Origin of the sequence: Modestobacter versicolor (assembly GCF_014195485.1) — a bacterium.
Taxonomy (GTDB): domain Bacteria; phylum Actinomycetota; class Actinomycetes; order Mycobacteriales; family Geodermatophilaceae; genus Modestobacter; species Modestobacter versicolor.
On record NZ_JACIBU010000001.1, the window covers coordinates 2,359,245 to 2,380,504 of the forward strand.

General features: G+C 75.0%; 18 protein-coding genes and 1 tRNA gene. 2 read left to right on the forward strand and 17 right to left on the reverse strand.

Features of this window, described 5'->3' with window-relative positions; translation table 11 throughout:
* Positions 1-66 precede the first annotated feature (66 nt).
* Entirely contained in the window at positions 67-1,035 is a 969-nt protein-coding gene (locus FHX36_RS11560; protein WP_183513751.1) for a DUF3592 domain-containing protein, read from the forward strand.
* A gap of 3 nt (positions 1,036-1,038) precedes the next feature.
* On the opposite strand, the gene FHX36_RS11565 is transcribed toward FHX36_RS11560, so the two are convergent.
* The 9 genes from FHX36_RS11565 to FHX36_RS11605 form a co-directional block, all read right to left on the reverse strand.
* Positions 1,039-1,965, reverse strand: a complete 927-nt coding sequence (locus FHX36_RS11565; RefSeq protein WP_183513752.1) for a MazG nucleotide pyrophosphohydrolase domain-containing protein — start codon at positions 1,963-1,965, stop codon at positions 1,039-1,041.
* A 4-nt stretch (positions 1,966-1,969) separates the two neighbouring features.
* Entirely contained in the window at positions 1,970-2,977 is a 1,008-nt protein-coding gene (locus tag FHX36_RS11570) for a peptidylprolyl isomerase (protein WP_181428919.1), read from the reverse strand.
* 54 nt (positions 2,978-3,031) lie between these two features.
* Positions 3,032-6,574 carry a transcription-repair coupling factor gene (mfd, locus tag FHX36_RS11575; protein WP_110553929.1) on the reverse strand — a complete coding sequence of 1,181 codons (3,543 nt, stop codon included), beginning with the start codon at positions 6,572-6,574 and terminating at the stop codon, positions 3,032-3,034.
* A gap of 191 nt (positions 6,575-6,765) precedes the next feature.
* On the reverse strand, positions 6,766-8,124 hold the full coding sequence (locus FHX36_RS11580; protein WP_110552642.1) for a sugar transferase: 1,359 nt from the start codon (positions 8,122-8,124) through the stop codon (positions 6,766-6,768).
* A 371-nt stretch (positions 8,125-8,495) separates the two neighbouring features.
* Complete coding sequence (pth, locus tag FHX36_RS11585; RefSeq protein WP_110552641.1) at positions 8,496-9,083, reverse strand: aminoacyl-tRNA hydrolase; 588 nt, start codon at positions 9,081-9,083, stop codon at positions 8,496-8,498.
* Positions 9,084-9,174: 91 nt separating this feature from the next.
* A complete protein-coding gene (locus FHX36_RS11590) occupies positions 9,175-9,867 on the reverse strand; it encodes a 50S ribosomal protein L25/general stress protein Ctc (RefSeq protein ID WP_110552640.1) in 693 nt (230 codons plus the stop codon).
* Between the two features lie 238 nt (positions 9,868-10,105).
* Positions 10,106-11,086: a ribose-phosphate diphosphokinase gene (locus tag FHX36_RS11595; protein ID WP_110552639.1), complete on the reverse strand. Its 981-nt coding sequence runs from the start codon at positions 11,084-11,086 to the stop codon at positions 10,106-10,108.
* Positions 11,083-12,624 carry a bifunctional UDP-N-acetylglucosamine diphosphorylase/glucosamine-1-phosphate N-acetyltransferase GlmU gene (gene glmU / locus FHX36_RS11600; protein ID WP_258372781.1) on the reverse strand — a complete coding sequence of 514 codons (1,542 nt, stop codon included), beginning with the start codon at positions 12,622-12,624 and terminating at the stop codon, positions 11,083-11,085. The genes FHX36_RS11595 and glmU overlap by 4 nt, the downstream gene beginning before the upstream one ends.
* 82 nt (positions 12,625-12,706) lie before the next feature.
* Positions 12,707-12,782 (reverse strand) — tRNA-Gln (locus tag FHX36_RS11605).
* A 111-nt stretch (positions 12,783-12,893) separates the two neighbouring features.
* Between FHX36_RS11605 and FHX36_RS11610 the strand changes: the two genes are divergently transcribed.
* Positions 12,894-13,553: a TetR/AcrR family transcriptional regulator gene (locus FHX36_RS11610; RefSeq protein ID WP_110552638.1), complete on the forward strand. Its 660-nt coding sequence runs from the start codon at positions 12,894-12,896 to the stop codon at positions 13,551-13,553.
* A gap of 1 nt (position 13,554) precedes the next feature.
* Here the strand turns inward: FHX36_RS11610 and FHX36_RS11615 are convergent, their stop codons facing one another.
* From FHX36_RS11615 to FHX36_RS11650, 8 genes are all read right to left on the reverse strand, one after another.
* Positions 13,555-14,523, reverse strand: coding sequence for a 4-(cytidine 5'-diphospho)-2-C-methyl-D-erythritol kinase (locus FHX36_RS11615; RefSeq protein ID WP_183513754.1), 969 nt, complete (start codon positions 14,521-14,523; stop codon positions 13,555-13,557).
* A gap of 25 nt (positions 14,524-14,548) precedes the next feature.
* On the reverse strand, positions 14,549-15,280 hold the full coding sequence (gene rsmA, locus FHX36_RS11620; RefSeq protein WP_258372780.1) for a 16S rRNA (adenine(1518)-N(6)/adenine(1519)-N(6))-dimethyltransferase RsmA: 732 nt from the start codon (positions 15,278-15,280) through the stop codon (positions 14,549-14,551).
* Positions 15,281-15,427: 147 nt separating this feature from the next.
* On the reverse strand, positions 15,428-16,513 hold the full coding sequence (locus tag FHX36_RS23540) for a resuscitation-promoting factor (RefSeq protein ID WP_281371847.1): 1,086 nt from the start codon (positions 16,511-16,513) through the stop codon (positions 15,428-15,430).
* A gap of 180 nt (positions 16,514-16,693) precedes the next feature.
* Positions 16,694-16,849, reverse strand: coding sequence for a hypothetical protein (locus FHX36_RS11630; RefSeq protein ID WP_181428800.1), 156 nt, complete (start codon positions 16,847-16,849; stop codon positions 16,694-16,696).
* A gap of 44 nt (positions 16,850-16,893) precedes the next feature.
* A complete protein-coding gene (locus tag FHX36_RS11635; RefSeq protein ID WP_343056597.1) occupies positions 16,894-17,727 on the reverse strand; it encodes a hypothetical protein in 834 nt (277 codons plus the stop codon).
* 73 nt (positions 17,728-17,800) lie between these two features.
* Positions 17,801-18,670, reverse strand: coding sequence for a TatD family hydrolase (locus tag FHX36_RS11640; protein ID WP_110554164.1), 870 nt, complete (start codon positions 18,668-18,670; stop codon positions 17,801-17,803).
* On the reverse strand, positions 18,667-20,487 hold the full coding sequence (metG, locus tag FHX36_RS11645) for a methionine--tRNA ligase (RefSeq protein WP_110554163.1): 1,821 nt from the start codon (positions 20,485-20,487) through the stop codon (positions 18,667-18,669). The genes FHX36_RS11640 and metG overlap by 4 nt, the downstream gene beginning before the upstream one ends.
* Positions 20,488-20,531: 44 nt before the next feature.
* A complete protein-coding gene (locus tag FHX36_RS11650; RefSeq protein WP_183513756.1) occupies positions 20,532-21,221 on the reverse strand; it encodes a hypothetical protein in 690 nt (229 codons plus the stop codon).
* Positions 21,222-21,260 lie beyond the last annotated feature (39 nt).

Here is a 21,260-nt window from a genome sequence, read left to right on the forward strand (position 1 = left end):
CCCCGGCGGGGACGCCCCGGCACACGGCGGCAGAACACCCGGGTCCAGCTGGGACGATGGCCCGCGATGACCCCGCCGCCGACCTCCCCGACCACGCCCCGCCCGCACCGGCGCGCGGCCCGCCAGCTGCTGCTGGGCCTGCTCCCGGTGCTCGCGGTGGGCGTCGTCCTGCTGGTCGTGCTGCCGCTGCGGCTGGCCGACGTGAGGGCCCCGCTGAGCGCCGCCACGGCCACCGCGACGGCGACGGTCACCGAGGTCGGCACGGCGCCGGACGGGCGCGGGCTGGACCTCACCTTCACCGGCGAGGACGGCGCGGAGCGCACCGGCACGGTAGAGCTGGACCGGGCGCTTGACGTGCCGGTCGGCGCGGAGCTCCCGGTGCGCTACGACCCCGGGACGCCGGACGGGTCGCTGGTGCACACCGACGGGGACGCCGCCTCCGCCGCGGTCGGCGACGTGCTGTTCGGGCTGTTCGCCGTCGTCGTGGTGCTGCTGGCGACCGCCGCCCTGACGCTCGCCCGGCTGCTCGGCCGGCCGCGGCTGCGGAACCGCCCGGTCGTCCGGCTCACCGCGACCCACGTCGTCGTCCGGCAGGGCCTGCTGGTGCGCAGCTGGCTGGAGCTGGACAGCTCCGCCGGACTGCGCTGGGTGCCGGTGCACTGGACGCCCGAGCTGGACCGGCTGGCCCCGGGCACCCGGCTGGAGGTGCACGGCGACCCGGCGCGGGACCGGCTGGTGCTCCCGGTGGTCGACGGCGCCGAGGTGTGGCCCTCCGGCCGGGTGCGGGACCGCGAGCCGCGCGGCGACCTCCGCCAGGCCGCGGTCGACCCGCAGGCCACCGACGTGGGCCTCGCCCGGCAGGTCCGCGCCGACGGCGTCTTCCCGCTGCTGGCGCCGGTGCTCGGCCTGCTCTGGGCCTACGTCGACAGCAGCGGGGTGGCCGGCTTCCTGGTGGCCACCGCGCTGGTCGCCCCGGTGCTCTTCTGGCTCCCCCAGCTGCTGGGCTCCGACCCGCGGGCGCCCGGTCACGCCTAGCTGTCAGTCGGCCCTGGCGAGCGCTGCGGCGTCCAGCTCGCCGGCGTAGCGGCGCACCGCCTCGCGCAGCGCGTCCTCGACGTCCCAGCCCCGCTCCGCGGCCGCGACGACGACCCCGAGCAGCCGCTCCCCCAGCGCCTCGGGGCTGTCCTCGGGCAGCTCGGCCGGCGGCGGGGTCGGCAGCCCGGCGCGGGCGGCCCGGCGGGCCAGCGCGGCACCCCACGAGGTGGCCGGCTGCGAGCGGGACACCCCCTCGGTCGGCGACCGGCGCTGCTTCTCGGTCTTCTTGATCTCGTCCCAGCCGGCCTCGACCTGCGCCACGTCCCGCGGGCCGGCGTCGGCGAAGACGTGCGGGTGCCGGCGGACCAGCTTGTCGACCAGGTCACCGGCGACGTCGTCGACGTCGAACCGCCGCGCGGGGTCGGCCTCGGCGGCCACCCGGGCGTGGAAGGCGACCTGCAGCAGCACGTCGCCGAGCTCCTCGCGCATCGCCACCGGGTCGTCGTCGACGATGGCGTCGTAGGCCTCGTGCGCCTCCTCCAGCAGGTAGCCGCGCAGCGAGGCGTGGGTCTGCTCGGCGTCCCAGGGGCACCCACCGGGCGAGCGCAGCCGGTCCATCACCGCCACCACGTCCAGCAGCCGGACGCCGGGCGGCTCCGGTGCGCCGTCGACCCGGGGCACCGTCCAGCCGGCCGCCTCGTCGGCGGTGGCCAGCAGGACGGCGTCGGTGGTGCCGGCCGCGGCACCGGCGGCCGCCTCGGGGTCGGCGACGCCGGTGACCGCGAGCCCCTCGGCGCGCAGCGCAGCAGCGGTCGCGGCGGCCCCGGGGAGGGCGAGGACGAGCGGGGAGGTGGTGACCGCCCGCCAGCCCACCGGGGCGAGCAGGCCGGGCAGGCGGGGGCTGACGGTGACGAGGAGCGCGACGGGCACCCGGTCAGTCTCCGGCAGCGCCCGCACCGGCGTCAGCGGCACCCGCCCCGCCGGCGTCCTCGAGCAGCTGCACGACCCCGCCCTCGCCGGCCACCACCCGGTCCTCGTCCAGCACGCCGTAGCGCGGGTTGACGTCCAGGTCGAGGTCGTCGCGGACCGCGGTGACCCGGGCGGCCCCGGCCTCCTCCGCCTCACCGGCGGCCTGCTCGGCGAGCTGGTCGCGGACGTCGGCGAAGGCCGGCACCGTGACCGCGCGGACGAAGCCGACCACCACGCCGCCGGCCTCGGGCACCGCCCGGGTGAAGCCCTGCCCGGCCGCCGTGCCGGCGACCTGCTCGGCCAGCACCTCGGGCACGTCCGCGCCGGCGAACGGCTCGACGGCGGGCAGCGTGTTGCCGCCGGCGAACTGGGTGGCCAGCGCCGGGTAGGTGCCCGGGTCGGCGGTCAGCTGGGCGAGCACGCCGTCGGCGGTCGGCTGGTCGGGCACGGTGATGATGCCGAGCTCGGTCTGGGTCAGCTCATCGGCCGACTCGTCGTAGCGCGCCCGCAGCGCGGCGTCGGAGAGGTCGGCCTCGCCCTCGGCGACGGCGACCCGCTGGCGGACCAGCTGCTGGCGGACGTTCTCGAACACGTCGTCGCGGTTGGCCCCCTGCTGCTGGGCGACCTGGGCGTAGACGGCGTCCGGGTCGTTGTCGCCCAGGAGCTCGGCCAGCCGGTCGCGGACCTCGGCGTCGGTGACCTCGACGTCGTAGCGGCGGGCCACGGCGGCGTAGACCTCCTCGCCCACCTGGAGGCTCAGCACCTGCCGGGTGAAGCCGGTGCGGTCGGCCTCGGCGTAGGCGGCGATGTCCGGGTCGGCGAGGCGTTCGGCCACCGCGTCGTCCAGCTCGGCGACGGTGACCTGCTCGTCACCGACGTAGGCGGCGACGTTGGGCGAGGTCCGGCAGCCGGCCAGCCCACCCAGGCCAGCGGCACCCACGAGCAGGACGGCGAGGAGTCTGCGGCGCTGCACGCGGGCGAGCGTGCCACACGGGTGTGACCCGTGTCGCACACCGCGCTCCGTTCGCTAGGCGACGGCGACGGCTTGCTCGAGGACGGCGGACAGCAGCGCGTGCAGCTTCTCCAGCAGGGCGACGTCGCGCAGCGGCGTGCGCCGGTCCGGGCCCACCGGCACCTTGATCGACACCGTGCGCACCGCCTCCTTGAAGGTGGCGCCGTCGGCCAGCCGGGCGAGCTTCATCACCTGCGACTCGCGCAGGTCCACCGGGCCCACCCGGATCGACTTGCCCTGCATCGACACCTCGGTGACGCCCAGCGCCCGCATCGCCGCCCGGAACCGGGCGACCGCGAGCAGGTTGAGCACCGGGGCGGGTGCGGCGCCGTACCGGTCGGTGAGCTCGTCGAGCACCGCCTGCGCCTGCTCGTCGTCCTGCACGGCGGCGACCTTGCGGTAGGCCTCCATCCGCAGCCGCTCGCCGGTCACGTAGTCGTGCGGCAGGTGCGCGTCGACCGGCAGGTCGACCCGGACCTCGGCCGGCTCCACCGCCGGGGACTCGCCGGTGGCCTGGGCGCGGTAGTCGCTGACCGCCTCCCCGACCAGCCGGACGTAGAGGTCGAAGCCGACCCCGGCGATGTGCCCGGACTGCTCGCCACCGAGCAGGTTGCCCGAGCCGCGGATCTCCAGGTCCTTCATCGCCACGGCCATGCCGGCCCCGAGGTCGGTGTTGTGCGCGATGGTGGTCAGCCGGTCGACCGAGGTCTCGGTCAGCGGACGGGACGGGTCGTAGGTGAAGTAGGCGTACGCCCGCTCCCGGCCCCGGCCGACCCGGCCGCGGATCTGGTGCAGCTGGGAGAGGCCGAAGGTGTCGGCCCGGTCGACGATCAGGGTGTTGGCGTTGGGGATGTCCAGCCCGGACTCGACGATCGTGGTGGCGACCAGGACGTCGTACTCCTTCTCCCAGAAGCCGACCATGATCTCCTCGAGCTGGTGCTCCTTCATCTGGCCGTGGCCGACCGCCACCCGGGCCTCGGGCACCAGGGCCCGGATCTTGGCCGCCGCCTTGTCGATCGACTGCACCCGGTTGTGGATGACGAAGACCTGGCCGTCGCGGAGCAGTTCGCGGCGGATCGCCGCGGCCATCTGCTTGTCGTCCCAGGCCCCGACGTAGGTCAGCACCGGGTGCCGCTCCTCGGGCGGGGTGAGGATCGTCGACATCTCGCGGATGCCGGTGAGGCTCATCTCCAGGGTGCGCGGGATCGGGGTGGCCGACATCGACAGCACGTCGACCGCCGTCCGGACGCTCTTCAGGTACTCCTTGTGCTCGACCCCGAAGCGCTGCTCCTCGTCGACGATGACCAGGCCGAGGTCCTTGAACCGGGTGGTCGGCTGGAGCAGCCGGTGGGTGCCGACCAGGATGTCGATCTCCCCGGCGGCCAGCTGGCGGAGCACCTCGGTGCTCTCGGACGCGGACTGGAAGCGGGAGAGCACCTTCACGGTGACCGGGAACTGCGCCATCCGCTCGGCGAAGGTCTTGTAGTGCTGGTTGGCCAGCAGCGTCGTCGGCACCAGGACGGCGACCTGCTTGCCGTCCTGCACCGCCTTGAACGCGGCGCGCACCGCGATCTCGGTCTTCCCGTAGCCGACGTCGCCGCAGATGATCCGGTCCATCGGCACCGGCTGGGCCATGTCGGCCTTGACCTCGTCGATCGCGGCCAGCTGGTCGGGGGTCTCCTGGAACGGGAAGGCGTCCTCGAGCTCGCGCTGCCAGACGGTGTCCGGGCCGAAGGCGTGGCCCTTGGTCGCCATCCGGGCCGAGTACAGCCGGATGAGCTCCGCGGCGATCTGCTTGACCGCCTTGCGCGCCTGGCTCTTGGTCTTCTGCCAGTCGGCGCCGCCGAGCTTGGACAGCGCCGGGGCCTCGCCGCCGACGTAGCGGGTCAGCTGGTCGAGGGAGTCGGTCGGCACGAAGAGCCGGTCCGGCGGCTGGTTCCGCTTGCCGGGGGCGTACTCGACGATCAGGTAGTCGCGCTGGCCGCCGTGCACGGTGCGGCTGACCATCTCCACGTAGCGGCCGATCCCGTGCTGCTCGTGCACCACCAGGTCACCGGGCTGCAGCTGCACCAGGTCGACGGCGTTGCGCCGCCGGGCCGGCATCTTGGTGGCGTCCTTCATCGAGGTGCCGCGCTGGCCGGTGAGGTCGCCTTCGGTGACCAGCGCCAGGCCGACCGACGGGAAGGCGAAGCCGGACTCCAGGTTGCCCTGGGTGATCAGGGTCGGGCCGGGCTCCGGGGCGGCCTCGATGCCGGGCACCAGCCGGGCGCCGAGGTCGGCCTCGGTGAGCTGGTCGGCGGCGCGCTGGGCGGGCCCGGGACCGGCGAAGGTGAGCACCACCCGCCAGCCGTCGCGGCCCCAGCTGCGCAGCTGCTCGAAGGCCCGCTCCTGGTCGCCGTGGAACCGCTCGACGCCGGTGGCGTCCAGGGTCACGTGCGCCTCGTCGTCGTCCGGGCTGAGGGTGAACACGCCCGTCGTCCACCACGGCAGCCCGCGGCGGCGGGCGGCGGACTCGACGTCGGCGAGGTCCTGGAAGGACGACGCCCCCAGGTCGATCGGCGCCTGCCCGGCCTCGGCGGCGGTCTGCCAGGACGCGGCGAGGAACTCCTCGGCGGTGCGCACCAGGTCCGCCGCGCGGCTGCGCACCCGCTCGGGGTCGCACACCAGCACGTGCGTGCCGGCCGCGACCAGGTCGGTGAGCAGCTGCATCTGCTCGCCACCGATGAGCGCCGGGATGAGCGACTCCATGCCCTCGACGGCGATGCCCTCGGCCAGCTTGCCGGCGACCTCGGCCAGCTCCGGGTGGTCGACCGCCAGCTGGGTGGCGCGGGCGCGCACCTCGTCGGTGAGCAGCAGCTCGCGGCACGGCGGGGCCCACAGCCGCTCGGGGCGCTCGTCGAGGGAGCGCTGGTCGGCGGCGGAGAAGTAGCGCAGCTCGTCGACCTCGTCGCCCCAGAACTCCACCCGCACCGGGTGCGGCTCGGTGGGCGGGAAGACGTCGAGCAGGCCACCGCGGACGGCGAACTCGCCGCGCTTCTCGACCAGCTCCACCCGGCTGTAGGCGGCGTCGGACAGCGCCTGGGCGACGACGTCGAGGTCGGCGGAGGCGCCCGGCCGCAGCTCCACCGGCACCAGGTCGCCGAGCCCGGGGGCGAGCGGCTGCAGCACGCTGCGCACCGGCGCGACGAGCACGTCGATGGTGCCGTTCTCGCCGGGGTGGGTCAGGTCGCGGAGCACGGCCAGCCGGCGACCGACGGTGTCCGCGCGCGGGCTGAGCCGCTCGTGCGGCAGCGTCTCCCAGGCCGGGAAGACCTCGACCCGGTGGTCGGGGACGAAGCAGCGCAGCAGGGTGGCCAGCGCGTCGGCGTCCCGCTCACCCGCCGTCACCACCAGCACCGGCACGCCGGCGCCCGGCGCGCGGGCGGCCAGCGCCGCGGCGACCAGCGGCTGGACCGGCGGCGCCGCGGTGACCGCCAGCTCGGCGGAGCCGGCCTGCGCGACCACCTGCGCCAGGCCGGGGTCGGTCAGGACGACGTCCAGCACGCCGCGCAAGCTCACGGAGGCCACTCCCAGATCTGGGGGCCGCAACACGACGCGCCGGGTGCGCGCGGGGGCCCGTTTCCCAGGTTAGCCCGCGGATCCGACGGTCGCGCCCGAGGTCGGCCGGGCCCGGGGGCCCCTGCTCCCGACCCCGGCACGCGCTCCGCGGCCCACCGGCAGGGTGCCGGTGGGCCGCGGAGCGGGAGGGGTCAGTACGCGCCGGAGGCGGTGACCACGGCGCGCGCGGTCTTCCAGAGGATCTGCACGTCGAGGGCGAGCGACCAGTTCTCCACGTAGCGGAGGTCCAGCCGGACGGCCTCCTCCCACGGCAGGTCGCTGCGACCGGAGATCTGCCACAGGCCGGTCAGGCCGGGCTTCACCAGCAGCCGGCGGCTGACCGAGGTGTCGTAGCGGGCGACCTCCTGCGGCAGCGGGGGCCGCGGGCCGACCAGCGACATGCTGCCGGTGAGCACGTTGACCAGCTGCGGCAGCTCGTCCAGCGAGAGCCGGCGCAGCCACCGGCCGACCGGGGTGACCCGGGGGTCGTGCCGGATCTTGAAGAGCAGGCCGTCGGCGTCGTTCCCGTCGGAGAGGCCGGCGACCTGCTGGTCGGCGCCGGGCACCATGCTGCGGAACTTGAGCATGGTGAACTCCCGACCGTTCAGGCCGACCCGCTGCTGGCGGTAGAAGACCGGGCCCGGGCTGGACACCCGCACCGCCAGCGCCAGGGCGCCGAAGACCGGGGCGAGGAAGACCAGGGCCGCGAGGGCGACCGAGCGGTCGATGGCGCCCTTGACCACCCGGCGCCAGCCCTCGAAGCGGGGCTGCTCGACGGAGAGCAGCGGCAGCCCGTCGAAGGGGCGGATGTGCAGCCGCGGGCCGGCGACCTCGACGAGGCCGGGGGCGACGAGGAGCTCCATGCCGGTGCCCTCCAGCTGCCAGGACAGCGAGCGCAGGTACTTGGAGGCGGTCTCGCTGGCCGAGGTGACGGCGATGGTGTCGGCGTTCATCCGCCGCGCGGTCTCCAGCACGTCGTCCAGGCCGGCGACCGGCAGGTCGACCGCCCGGGCGACCCGGGCCCGGTCGTCGGGGGTGACGCAGGCGGCCACCACCTCCAGGCCGGCGTGGGAGGTGCGGCGGAGCCGGTCGACGAGCTCGAGCACGGCGCCGCCGCGGCCGACGACCACCACGCGCTTGACGCAGCGACCCTGCACCCGCTGGCGGTGCAGCGACCGCCGGGCGGCGTAGCGCCCGACGAGGGTGACCAGGGCGAGCGAGGGCACCGCGACGACGACGAGCGCGCGGCTGAGGTCCAGGTCGGCGGCGTAGCTGACGAACCCGAGCCCGGCGAGCAGGAGCAGCCCGGCGCGGGAGACGCGGTGGAACTCGTCGCTCCCGATGCCGAAGGACCGCTCCTCGTAGGCGCCGGTGATGGCGAGCAGCGCCGGCCAGGCGAGGACGACGGACGCGCTGGCCCAGAACAGGCCGCTGGCCACGGGGACCGGGCCGTCGAGCGCGAGGAGCACGATGGTCGCCGCCGCAGCGGCCAGCAGCGTCTCGGTGACCACCAGCCGGACCCGGTGCCGGGTGGCCCAGCGGTCGGGCCGGTGGACCGGAGGGGCGGTGACGGAGAGGTGCCGCGGTGCCGACCTGGAGCCGGCGGGAGCCGGAGTTGCGTGGTCGACAGCACGGACCTGCTCAGCGCGTTCGAGAAGCAACGTTCCCCCCAGGACGAGACGGTGACTGCACGTGATCGCATCAACACGGACGAGCGGCCCAGCTGGCGATTTGCACCAGGTCGGGCTCGTTTCGTGGCGACGCTGAGTAACCATCACAGATAGTCACTGCGGGGGCAATCACTTCCGGCCGCGTTCACCCGATGGGGCACCCCGGGCGCCTGCGGCCACCCGTCCGTGCGACGCCCGCGGACGGCGGGTGCTCAGCTGCGGGGGTGGACCGTGTTCTGCGCGGCTTCCAGGCCCCGTTCGAGCAGCAGCTCGGTGGCGTCGGCTGCCTCGACGACGAGCAGGTCGAGGGTCTTGCGCTCGGTGGCCGAGAAGTCCTTGAGCACGAAGTCGGCCGGGTCCTGCCGACCGGGCGGGCGGCCGATGCCGACGCGCACCCGCAGGTAGTCGCGGGTCCCGGTGGACCGGGAGATCGACCGCAGGCCGTTGTGGCCGCCCTCTCCCCCGCCGCGCTTGAGCCGCACGGCCTCGAAGGGGATGTCCAGCTCGTCGTGCACCACGACCAGGTCGGTGGCGGGCAGGTGGTGGTAGTCGAGCAGCCCCCGCACCGGCCCGCCAGACTCGTTCATGTAGGTCAGCGGCTGGGCCAGCACGACCCGGCGGCCGGCCAGCCGGCCCTCGCCGGACAGCGCCCGGGCCCGCGGGCCCTTGCCCGCCGACAGCCGCACGCCGGCCCGGGACGCCAGCTCGGCCAGCACCATCGCCCCGACGTTGTGCCGGTTGCCGGCGTAGCCGGGCCCGGGGTTGCCGAGGCCGACGACCAGGAATGGCCCCTCGGACACGGGGTCGGGAGACGCCGCAGGGGCGCCGGCGGTGCCGGCGCCCCTGCGGGTCGTGCTCTCGCTCAGCTCAGTGCCCCGGTGTGCGCCGGGCTCACTTGTCGTCGCTGTTGGCGGCCTCGATGGACTCGCCGCCGCCCTGGTCGGACGGCTCGCCCACGACGTCGCCGTCGGCGTCGGACTCGTCGCGCTCGATGCCGGCCTCGGCCTCGGCCTCGGCGAGCTCCTCCTCCAGCTGGGCAGCGGTCGGGGCGCCCAGGAAGCCGATGACCAGCGCCTCCGGGTCGGTGATCAGCGTCGCGCCGGCCGGCAGCGGCAGGTCGCCGGCGGTGATGCCGTTGCCCGCGGTGCGGCCGGTGATGTCGACCTCGATCGACTCGGGCAGGTCGGTGGCGTCGGCCTCGAGGGACACGGTGTTCAGCTGGTGGTTGCTGATCGTGTCGGGGGCCGGCTCGCCGACGATGATCACCGGGACGTCGACGGTGGTCTTCTCGCCGCGGCGGACCAGCAGCAGGTCGACGTGCTCGTGCACGCGGGTGATCGGGTCGCGCTGCACGGCCTTGGTCAGCGCGAGCTGGTCCTTGCCGTCGAGCTCGATGGTCAGCAGCACGTTGGTGCCGCCGTTGCGCAGGGCCGCGGCGAACTCGCGGGCCGGCAGCGACAGGTGGACGACGTCCTGGCCGTGCCCGTACAGGACGGCGGGGACGCGACCGGCCCGGCGGGTGCGGCGGGCGCTGCCCTTGCCGAACTCGGTGCGGGGCTCGGCGACGAGGCGGAAGTCAGCCACGGTGATTGCTCCTCAACAGGGTGGATCGGGTCTGTGTGCTCGGCGCGAGCGCGGCACACCCCTGGAGGGCAGACGCACGTCGATAACGGAGCAGAGCTCCCTCGCCGGGCAGTGCCGACCAGATTACACGAGGGCGTCAGCCCGAACTGACGTCACCAGCAGAGGGGCCGGACCGCGGGCGACGGCTCAGCGCCGGGCACGGCTCCTGGCCGCGGTGCGATCCATCAGGATCGCGATGTCACGAAGCCCCGCCGAACAGGCTGGTGACCGACCCGTCCTCGAAGACCTCCTTGATCGCCCGGCCGAGCAGCGGGGCGATCGAGAGGACGGTGAGCTTGTCGAACCGGCGCTCGGGCTCGATCGGCAGCGTGTTGGTGATGATGACCTCGCTGACCTGGCTGTTCTTCAGCCGGTCGACGGCCGGGCCGGAGAGCACGCCGTGGGTGGCGGCGATGATCACGTCGGCGGCGCCGGCGGCGAAGAGCGTCTCGGCGGCCTTGGAGATGGTGCCGCCGGTGTCGATCATGTCGTCGACCAGGATGCAGACCCGGCCCTCGACCTCACCGACGACGCGGTTGGCCACGACCTCGTTGGGCCGGGTGACGTCGCGGGTCTTGTGGATGAAGGCCAGCGGCGTGCCGCCGAGCTTGTCGCTCCAGCGCTCGGAGACCCGGACGCGGCCGGAGTCGGGCGAGACGACGGTGAGGTCGCGGTCGCCCCACTTGCGCTTGACCTCGTCGATGAGCAGGTCCATCGCGAAGAGGTGGTCGACCGGGCCGTCGAAGAAGCCCTGGATCTGCGCGGTGTGCAGGTCGACGGTCATCAGCCGGTCGGCGCCGGCGACCTTGAACATGTCAGCGACGAGCCGGGCGGAGATGGGCTCGCGGCCGCGGTGCTTCTTGTCCTGGCGGGCGTAGGGGAAGAACGGGGCGACCACGGTGATCCGCTTGGCCGAGGCGCGCTTGAGCGCGTCGACCATGATCAGCTGCTCCATGAGCCAGGTGTTGATCGGCGCGGTGTGGCTCTGCACCACGAAGGCGTCGCAGCCGCGCACCGACTCCTCGAACCGGACGAACAGCTCGCCGTTGGCGAACTCGTAGGCCGCGGTCGGGGTGGGCGTGACGCCGAGGTGCCCGGCGATCTCCGTGGTGAGCTCGGGGTAGGCCCGGCCGGAGAAGAGCATCAGGCTCTTGTTGGTGGTCTGCCGGATGGCGCTCATGGCTGTCCCTGCTGCTCGTCGTCCGTGGCCGGAGCCGCGGAGGGGGCCGTGGACCCTGCGTGCTGAGTGTCGGTCGCGGGCTCGGGGGCCGCACCACCGGCCGCTGCTGCGGCCTCGGCTGCGGGTGTGCCCGGACGCCGTCGTCCGACCCAGCCTGCCACATTGCGCTGGCGTGCCCGGGCGACGGCCATGGCCCCCGGGGGGACGTCGGTGGTGATCACCGACCCGGCCGCGGTGTAGGCGCCGTCGCCCACCGTGATCGGCGCCACGAGCATCGTGTCCGACCCGATCCGGACGTGGTCGCCGATGGTCGTGCGGTGCTTGGCGACGCCGTCGTAGTTCACGAACACCGTCGCGGCGCCGACGTTGGTGCCCTGCCCGATGGTCGCGTCGCCGACGTAGGACAGGTGCGGGACCTTGGAGTCCTCGCCGACCGTGACGTTCTTGGTCTCGACGAAGGCCCCGACCTTGGCGCCGCGGGCCAGCTGGGTGCCCGGGCGGCAGAAGCTGAACGGGCCGACCGACGCGGCCGGGCCGATGACCGCGAGCTGGCAGTGCGAGCGGACGACGGAGGCCCCCTCCCCCACCTCGGTGTCGGTGAGCGTGGTGTCCGGGCCGACGACCGCGCCGGCGCCGACCGTCGTCGCGCCGAGCAGCTGGGTGCCCGGGTGCAGCACCGCCTCGGCGGCGACCTCCGCCGTCACGTCGACCCAGGTGGTCTGCGGGTCGATCACGACCACGCCGGCGCGCATCAGGTCGTCGAGCACCCGGTCGTTGAGCGTGCGGCGGCGCTCGGCCAGCTCCCGCTGGTCGTTGCAGCCGAGCACGTCGTCGGCGTCGTCGGCCCGGACGGCGGCGGTCGGCGCGCCACCGGCGACGAGCGGGGCGAGCGCGTCGGTCAGGTACTGCTCGCCCTGCGCGTTGGACGTGCCCAGGCCGGCCAGCACCCGGCGCAGCGTCCCGGCGTTGGCGACGTAGACGCCGGCGTTGATCTCGCGGATCGCGCGCTGCTGCTCGGTGGCGTCGCGCTCCTCGACGATCGCCTGGGGCGCGCCGCGCTCGTCGCGGACGATCCGGCCCAGGCCGGTCGGGTCCGCGACCTCGGCGGTCAGCACGGTGAAGACGCTGCCGGTGGCCTGGTGCTCGGCCACCAGCGCGGTGAGGGTGCGGCTGGTGAGCAGCGGCGCGTCGCCGTTGACGACGAGCACGGCGCCCTCGAGGTCCGGCACCGCGGCCAGCGCGACCGCCGCGGCGTGCCCGGAGCCCAGCTGCTGCTCCTGGACGACGGCGGCGGCGTGCGGCGCCACCTCGGCCAGGTGCTCGGTCACCGCCTCGCGGCCCGAGCCGACGACGACGACCGTGCGCCCGGCGGCCAGCGGCTCGGCGGCGGCCAGCACGTGGCCGAGCATCGAGCGGCCGCCCAGGCGGTGCAGCACCTTGGGGGTCGCCGACCGCATCCGGGTGCCCTGCCCGGCGGCGAGGACGACGACGGCGGCGACGCCCCCGGCGACGGTGGACGGGGTCTCCTGCTGGCTCACGTGGCTCCTCGTGACGACGGGTGGTGCGGACCGCGGCTGCCCCGTCCGGCGGAGCCCAGGTCAGCCGTCCACGGCGTGGGACTGGCTGGGGGACTCGGACTCGAACCGAGACTGCACGGCTCCAAAGGCCGGCGGGCTGCCGATTACCCCATCCCCCATCGCGGCTCCGTCGTGGAGTTCCACGGCGGCCCCCTGAGCCTAGGGCCGCGTCCGGGTGCGAGCACCCAGGGTGGGCCGTCCGGGGTGCCCGCGCAGGGCACGATGGGTGCATGACCCCCTCCGCGACCGCCCCGGACGGCCCCCCCGGCAGCGGCCGGCCGCGGGTGCGGATGACCGGCGCCCAGCGGCGGCAGCAGCTGCTGGACGTGGGCCGGGAGCTGTTCGCCCAGCGGGGCTACGAGGCGACCTCGATCGAGGAGATCGCGTCCCGGGCCGACGTCTCCAAGCCGGTGGTCTACGAGCACTTCGGCGGCAAGGAGGGGCTGTACGCCGTCGTCGTCGACCGCGAGATGCAGCGGCTGCTGGACCGGTTCGCCTCCGCGCTGTCCATCGGCGGGCACCCCCGGGAGCTGCTGGAGCGGGCGGCCCTGGTGCTGCTGGACTACATCGAGGACGAGACCGACGGCTTCCGGGTGCTGGTGCGCGACTCACCGGTCGCCGGCACCGACGGCGGCTTCTCCTCGCTGATCAGCGAGGTGGCCAGCAAGGTGGAGCACATCCTGGGCGACCAGTTCCGCGAGCGCGGCTACGACCCGCAGCTGGCCGAGCTGTACAGCCAGGCGCTGGTCGGCATGGTCGCGCTGGTCGGCCAGTGGTGGCTGGACACCCGCTCGCCGGGCAAGCGCGAGGTCGCCGCGCACCTGGTGAACATCGCCTACAACGGCCTGTCCCACCTGGAGACCGCCCCCGGGCTGCTCGGCCGTCCCTGACTCACCCGACGAGGCGGGCGCCGTGCACCGGGCCGTGCACCGCGCGCACCGTGCGGAACACCCCGGCGCCGGCCAGCTCCGCGGCCAGCCGGACGGCGGCGTCCTCGTCGTCGGCGAGCGCGGCCACGGTCGGACCCGACCCGCTGACCAGCGCGGCCCGGGCACCCGCCTCGGTCGCGGCCCGCATCGCCCGGCGGAGCTCCGGGCGCAGCCGCAGCGCCGGGGCCTGCAGGTCGTTGCCCAGCGCGGCGGCCAGCGCCGTCACCGGGCCGCTGCGCAGCGCGGCGATGACCGGCTCGGTGGAGGCCGGCACCTCCCCGTCGGGCAGGGCCCCGGCGGCCCGCAGCTCGTCGAGCTCGGCGTAGACGGTGGGGGTGGACAGCCCCTCCCCGGCGATGCCGAGCACCCAGTCCCAGCGCCGGCGGGCCAGCACCGGCGAGAGCCGCTCGCCGCGGCCGGTGCCCAGCGCGACGCCACCCAGCAGGCTGAACGGGACGTCGCTGCCCAGCTGGGCGGCGAGACCGGCGAGGTCGCCGCGGGTGGCCCGGGTGCCCCACAGCGCGTCGAGCGCCACCAGGGCGGCCGCGGCGTCGGCGCTGCCGCCGGCCAGGCCGGCCGCCGCCGGGATGGTCTTGTCGATCTCCAGGTGCGCCTCGGCCGGCACCCCGGCGTGCCGGGCCAGCAGCTCGGCGGCCTGCCACACGAGGTTGCGCCGGTCGGCCGGCACGCTCGCCGGTCCGCGGCCGGTGTCGGTGCCCTCGCCGCGGACGGCCAGCGAGATCCCCTCGGCCGGGCGCACGGTGACGGTGTCGAACAGCGAGACCGCCATGAACACCGTCTGCAGCTCGTGGAAGCCGTCGGGCCGCAGCGGGCCCACGCCCAGGTGCACGTTCACCTTCGCGGGGGCGCGCGCCGCCACCGCGCCGTTGCCGGCGAGCCGGCCGGGGCCGCCCGAGGTCGCGTTGCTCACCGACCCACCCTGCCTGCCGAGCCGGTCACGCGCCAACGACGGGATCGGTGGCGGCCAGCCGGGCGAACTCGGCCACCGACAGCCGCTCGCCCCGGGTCGTGGGGTCGATGCCGGCGGCGCGCAGCCGGGTCTCAGCCGCCGCGGGGCTGCCGGCCCAGCCGGCCAGGGCGGCCCGCAGCCCCTTGCGCCGGGTGGCGAACGCGGCGTCGATGGCGGCGAAGGTGGCCGCCCGGTCACCGGGGGGCGACGGCCGGCGGGTCAGCGCGACCAGCCCGGAGTCGACGTTGGGCACCGGCCAGAACACCGGCCGCGGGACGTTGCCGGCCCGGCGCACGTCGGCGTACCAGGCCGCCTTGACGCTGGGCACCCCGTAAGACTCGGTGCCCGGTGCCGCCGCGAGCCGGTCGGCCACCTCGGCCTGCACCAGCACCAGCGCGGTGCGCAGCGTGGGCAGCAGCTCCAGCAGGTGCAGCAGCACCGGCACCGCGATGTTGTACGGCAGGTTGGCGACCAGCGCGGTGGGCGGCGGGCCGGGCAGCTCGCGGACCCGCAGCGCGTCGGCGGTCACCACGGTCAGCCGGTCGGCCAGCTGCGGCGCCCGCTCGGCGACGGTGCGCGGCAGCTGCTCGGACAGCCGGGGGTCGATCTCCACGGCGGTGACGTGCGCGCAGGCCGGCAGCAGCCCGAGGGTCAGCGACCCCAGCCCCGGGCCGACCTCCAGGACGACGTCGTCCGGCTCGAGGTCGGCGGTGCGCACGATCCGCCGGATCGTGTTGGCGTCGTGCAGGAAGTTCTGGCCGAGCGTCTTCGTCGGGCGCAGGTCGAGGTGCTGGGCCAGGTCGCGGATCGCGGCCGGGCCCAGCAGCCCGTCGGCCTGCTCAGCTGCGTTGCTCAGCGCTGTCGCTCAGCTGAACAGGCGGGAGCCGCAGTGCGGCCACTGCCCCGCGCCGGACCGGGCGTACAGCATCTGGGCCCGCATCGTCTGCTCCTCGGCCGACGCGGCGGCCGGGTCGCCGCTGCCGCCGACCGCGGCCCAGGTGCCGGTGGAGAACTGGTACATGCCGCGGTACTTGCCGCTGCCGCTCACCGCGTTCGGCCGGCCACCGGACTCGCAGGCGGCCAGCGCCGCCCAGTTCAGCCCGTCGGCGGAGACGACCGCGGTCTCCGCGGGCTTCTCCTTGGTGCCGACGGTGACCTGCTCGTCGACGGCCGGGGTGGTGACCACGGCACCGAGCTGCTCGCGGCTGGTCTCCACGCCGTCGGTCACGGTGACCCGCCAGGTGACGGTCTGCTCGCCCTCGACGCCCTCCTGGGTGACCTCGCGGTCGCCCTCGAAGGCCTCGGCGTCCGGCGTCTCCACGGTCTGGTAGTCCACCGGCCGCACCTCGGTGACGTCGGTGACCTGCACCCGGGTCACCCGCAGGACCATCGAGTCCAGCAGCGGCTGCGTCGGGTAGAGCGAGGTGCGGTCGGTCGCCGACAGCGCGATCCCCTGCTCGGCGAGCAGGTCGCCGGCGGTCGGTGCGGTGGTCTGGACGACCCGCTGCTGGCCGTCGGCGATCAGCGTGACCGACTTGTTGGTGGCGATCGTGAGGTCCATGCCGTCCAGCGGCAGGCGCTCGCTGCGGCTGGCGGAGAGCACCAGGTTGTCCGCGCGGTAGCCCAGCTCGGCCAGCGCGCCGTCGACCGACAGGGCGGTCGTGTAGACGTCGCTGCGCACCCCGTCGACGGTCAGCGACAGCGGTCGCGCGCGGTTGAGGACGATCGTGTCCCCGTCGCCGACCGCGGAGTCCGGGGCCGGGAGGACGACGTCGTGCGAGGCAGGCTGCAGCCCCTCGTCGGCGAGCACCTCACCCGCCGTCGCGGCGTAGGTGCGCACCTCGCTCGACTGGCCGTCGACGGTCACGGTCACCGTCTTCTGGGCGAGGTAGTAGGCAGCAGAACCACCCACCAGGCCCAGCAGGACCAGGGCGAAGAGACTGAACTTCAAGGATCGGCGCACAACACATCCACGGGTCACTGGACCCGGGCAGGGGAACGGGGGCAGCAGCCCACGGACCCCACCCGGAGTGGCGTCCGTCGCCGTGCTGTGCCCGACGTGCCCGCAGGGCCAGGGGTCACCTGGACTGGCGGACGTCGCGCCCAGGTGTTCCCCACCCCGGCTTGTCGGTCACGACACGATAACGAACGCGCTACGGAAGACAACGGTGCTGACCAAGGAAACCAACATGTCGACCCAGCGCAGAGCAGGCGCGCCGACACGCACCGTCACGCACACGCCGCGCTGGACGGTCTCGCGCCAGATCGTCCAGGTGGGCAACGCCACAGCACCAGCTGCCCGCAGTCGGACGTACCGGGCGGCGGGGCCTCCTAGGCGAGCGCGTGCGAGGTCTGCCGGACCGGCTTGAGCCAGGTGAGCAGGAACCCCGCGACGGTGATCCCGGCCAGCAGCGCGGAGAACCCGCCGGCGACCAGGGCGACCGGCAGCAGGCCGGCGCCGTCGGAGGCCACCCGGTCGTCGAGGTCGATCGCCGCGCGCAGCAGCAGCGCCCCCAGCGGGAGGACGGCGCCGACCGTGGCAGCGGCGACCACCAGGTGGGCCGTCCAGGTCCGCTGGGCCTCGTCGACCGGGACATCGGCGCCCTCCGCGGGCAGCGGGCGCAGCAGGATCCGCAGCAGCGCCACCTCGGCGAGCACCCAGGCGCCGAGCGGCACCGCGAGCGCGATCGCCGTCCCGGCCGTGCCCAGGTCGTCGGCGAGCAGCACGGCGGCCAGCACGGCGCCGGCGACGATCGCGCGCATGGTCCACAGCAGCCAGGGCGAGATCTGCTCGCCGCGGCGCTGCCGGCGCGGCGGGTCGGACAGCGCCCAGCGCGGCCGGGGGCGGGTCGCCTCGGCGAGCAGGACGCCGGCGAGCAGCCCCGCGGCGAGGGCCGGCACCCACAGGAACACCGACGCCTCGGCGAAGAGGACGACCGAGACGACCACCAGCGCGACGCCGAGGGCGAACCCGACCCTGCGCAGCCGGCGTCCGTGGGCGGCCTGGCGGGCCAGCAGCGCCGTGGCGGTCGCGGTCGCCGGCACGAACTCGACACCGGCCGACGCCGCGGCCCGGCGTTCGGCCGCGCGGGACCAGCCGCGGGCGAGCAGCCCCGCGGGGATCAGGAGGGCGACGAAGAGCACGACGGCGATGAGGCGGCCCACGGTGCCAGTGTGCCCCGGATCCGCGCCGAGGGTGGCGGCCGCCGGCACCGGACCGGTGCGCAGCCGTGCCCGGTCACTCCCAGGGGCCGAAGACCCGCTCCGCGGTGCTGGTGAGCGCGGCGCACAGCTGCGCCAGGTCGGTGCCGGTGACCTCGGCCAGCGCGCGCACGGTGTGCGGCACCAAGCGGGCGGCGTTGGGGCGGCCGCGCAACGGGACCGGGGTGAGGAACGGTGCGTCGGTCTCCACCAGCAGCTGGTCCAGCGGGGTGATCGCGGCGGCCTCGCGCAGGTTGCCGGCGCTGCCGAAGGTCAGCGTGCCGGCGAAGGACAGCACGTAGCCCCGCTCGATGCACTGCCGGGCGAACGACGCGTCGCCGGAGAAGCAGTGCAGCACGGTGTGCTCGGGGGCGCCCTCGCCCTCCAGCACCCGCAGCACGTCGTCGTGGGCGTCCCGGTCGTGGATGACCAGCGCCAGCCCGTGCCGCTTGGCGATGTCGATGTGCGCGCGGAAGGACGCCTCCTGCGGCGCCCACCCCTCGGCGCCGGTGCGGTAGCGGTCCAGCCCGGTCTCCCCCACCGCGCGCACCCGCGGCTCGGCGGCCAGCCGGTCGATCTCGGCCAGCGCCGCCTCGGTGGCCGAGCCCGCCCCGGCCTCGTTGGGGTGCAGCGCCACGGCGGCCAGCACGTTCGGGTGCCGGGCGGCGAGCGCGGCCGACCAGCGCGAGGAGGCGACGTCCACCCCCACCTGGACCAGCCGGGGCACCCCCACCGCCACGGCGGCGGCGACCGCCTCGTCCACCTCGGCGTCGGTGGGCTCGCGGTCCTCGCCCCCGACGGCGATGTCGAAGTGCGTGTGGCTGTCGACCGCCGGCGCCGGCAGCGGCTCCGGGGACGGCGGCGGCTCGCCCCGCCGGTTGGCGCGGGAGGAGGCCGAGCGGCTCATGCCTCGCCGTCCGCCTTGCCGCTGCCGGCGTCCTCGAGCCGGGCCAGCTCGTCGGCCACGATCGAGGGGTCGAGCTTGGTGAAGACCGGCTTCGGCGGCGCCAGCGGCGTGCCCGGCGGCGGCAGCGGCGTGGATGCCCAGACCGCCTGCGACTCGCCGTAGGGCCCGGTGATGATCGGGTACGGGGACCCGTCGTCGAGGTCGGTGACCTCTTCGATCCGCGGCGCCACCGACCAGACGCCGGTGCCCCCGAGCAGCTCGTGGACCTGCTGCGAGGAGTGCGGCAGGAACGGCGTCAGCAGGGTGTTGCAGTCCTTGATCGCCTGGAGCGCGGTGTGCAGGACGGTGTCCCGGCGGGCCGGGTCCTCCTTGAGCTTCCACGGCGCCTGGTCCGACAGGTACTTGTTGGCCTCGCTGACCACCCGCATCGCCTCGGTGGCCGCGGCCTTCTGCCGGTTGCGGGACAGCAGGTCGCCGACCGGCCCGAACGCACCGGACGTCGTGGCCAGCAGCGCGCGGTCGGCGTCGGTCAGCTCGCCCGGCGTGGGCACCGCACCGACGTTCTTGGCCGCCATCGACACCGAGCGGTTGACCAGGTTGCCCCAGCCGGCGACCAGCTCGTCGTTGTTGCGGCGCAGGAACTCCGCCCAGGTGAAGTCGGTGTCCTGGTTCTCCGGGCCGGCGACCGCGATGAAGTAGCGCAGCGCGTCGGCGTCGTACCGGGCCAGGAAGTCGCGCACGTAGATCACGACGTTGCGCGAGGAGGAGAACTTGCGGCCCTCCATGGTGAGGAACTCGCTGGAGACCACCTCGGTGGGCAGGTTGAGCCGGCCGTAGGAGCCCGGCGTCCCGCCCTTGTCGCCCTCGCCGTTGTAGCCGAGCAGCTGGGCCGGCCAGATCTCGGCGTGGAAGACGATGTTGTCCTTGCCCATGAAGTAGTAGGCGTCGGAGTCCGGCGTCTGCCACCACTGCCGCCAGGCCTCCGGGTCACCGGAGCGGCGGGCCCACTCGATAGACGCCGACAGGTAGCCCACGACCGCGTCGAACCAGACGTAGATCCGCTTGTCGTCGCGGTCCCGCCAGCCGTCCAGCGGCACCGGCACGCCCCAGTCGATGTCCCGGGTGTAGCTGCGCGGCTTGAGGTCCTCCAGCAGGTTGACGCTGAAGTTCAGGACGTTGGAGCGCCAGTTGGTGCGGGTGGCCAGCCAGTCGCCGAGCGCCCGGGCGAACGCCGGCAGGTCGAGGAAGTAGTGCTCGCTCTCGACGAACTTCGGCGTCTCACCGTTGATCCGGCTGACCGGGTTGATCAGGTCGGTCGGGTCGAGCTGGTTGCCGCAGTTGTCGCACTGGTCGCCCCGCGCGCCGTCGTAGCCGCAGATCGGGCAGGTGCCCTCGATGTAGCGGTCGGGCAGGGTTCGGCCGGTCGACGGGCTGATCGCGCCCAGGGTGGTCTGCGGGAAGACGTAGCCGTTCTTCAGCAGCCCCAGGAAGATCTCCTGGCTGACCGAGCGGTGGTTGGCCGTCGTCGTCCGGGTGAACAGGTCGTAGCTCAGCCCGAGGCTCTGCAGGTCGTCGACGATGACCCGGTTGTTGCGGTCGGCGATCTCCCGGGGGGTGACCCCCTCGGCGTCGGCGGCGACGGTGATCGGCGTCCCGTGCTCGTCGGTGCCGCTCACCATCAGCACCTTGTCGCCGGCCATCCGGTGGTAGCGGCTGAAGACGTCGGAGGGGACGCCGAACCCGGAGACGTGCCCGATGTGCCGCGGGCCGTTGGCGTAGGGCCAGGCGACGGCGGTGAGGATGTGCCGATCTGTCACGGCCTGAGGGTAGTGACCCCCGTCCAGCCTGTTCGGCCCCCGGGTCAGGGGGCGACGACGGAGGCGGTGGTCGGCGGGGTCGCCGGGTCGGCCGGGCCGCCCAGCAGGGCCAGGCCGGTCAGCGCGAGGCCGATGCAGGCCAGCGTGGCCACCCGCAGCCCGGGGTGCTCGACGACCGGGGCGGTCCGCCGGGCGCGGGGCCGGCCACCGGCCTCGACCCAGGCCACCGCGCCGGGCGCGGTCGCGAGCAGCAGCTTGGCCGTCGGCACGCCCAGGCCCAGCAGCGCCAGGGCGGGCACCGGCAGGGCACCGAGCGGGCCGAGGGCGATCAGCCAGACGCCGTCGGCGCCGAGCACGCCGGCCACCACCAGGACGAGCAGCAGCACGATCTCGCCCCAGGCGACGGCCACCATCAGCTGGCGGCCGGCCCCGTCGACGAGGCTGGCCCCGCCGCCGGCGCAGAGCACGACCCAGCCGGCGAGCAGCAGCAGGGTGATCACGACCATCCCGCCGTCCGGCCGGATCCCGGTGCCGAAGACGCCGTCCAGGCTGGTCAGGCCGAGGGCGAGCAGCCCCAGCGACTCCAGCACGGCCAGCGTCGCGGCGGTGACCACGGGCACGGGCAGGTGCTGCGGGCGCTCGGCGACCGGGCGCGGTGCGACCGGTGCGGCGGGCGCGGCGGCGCGCGGCACGGCGGGGACGACGCGGGGGGCGTCGACGAGGGCGCTCGGCACGGTGGATCTCCTGACCGGGGACGGGTGTCACCGATCAGG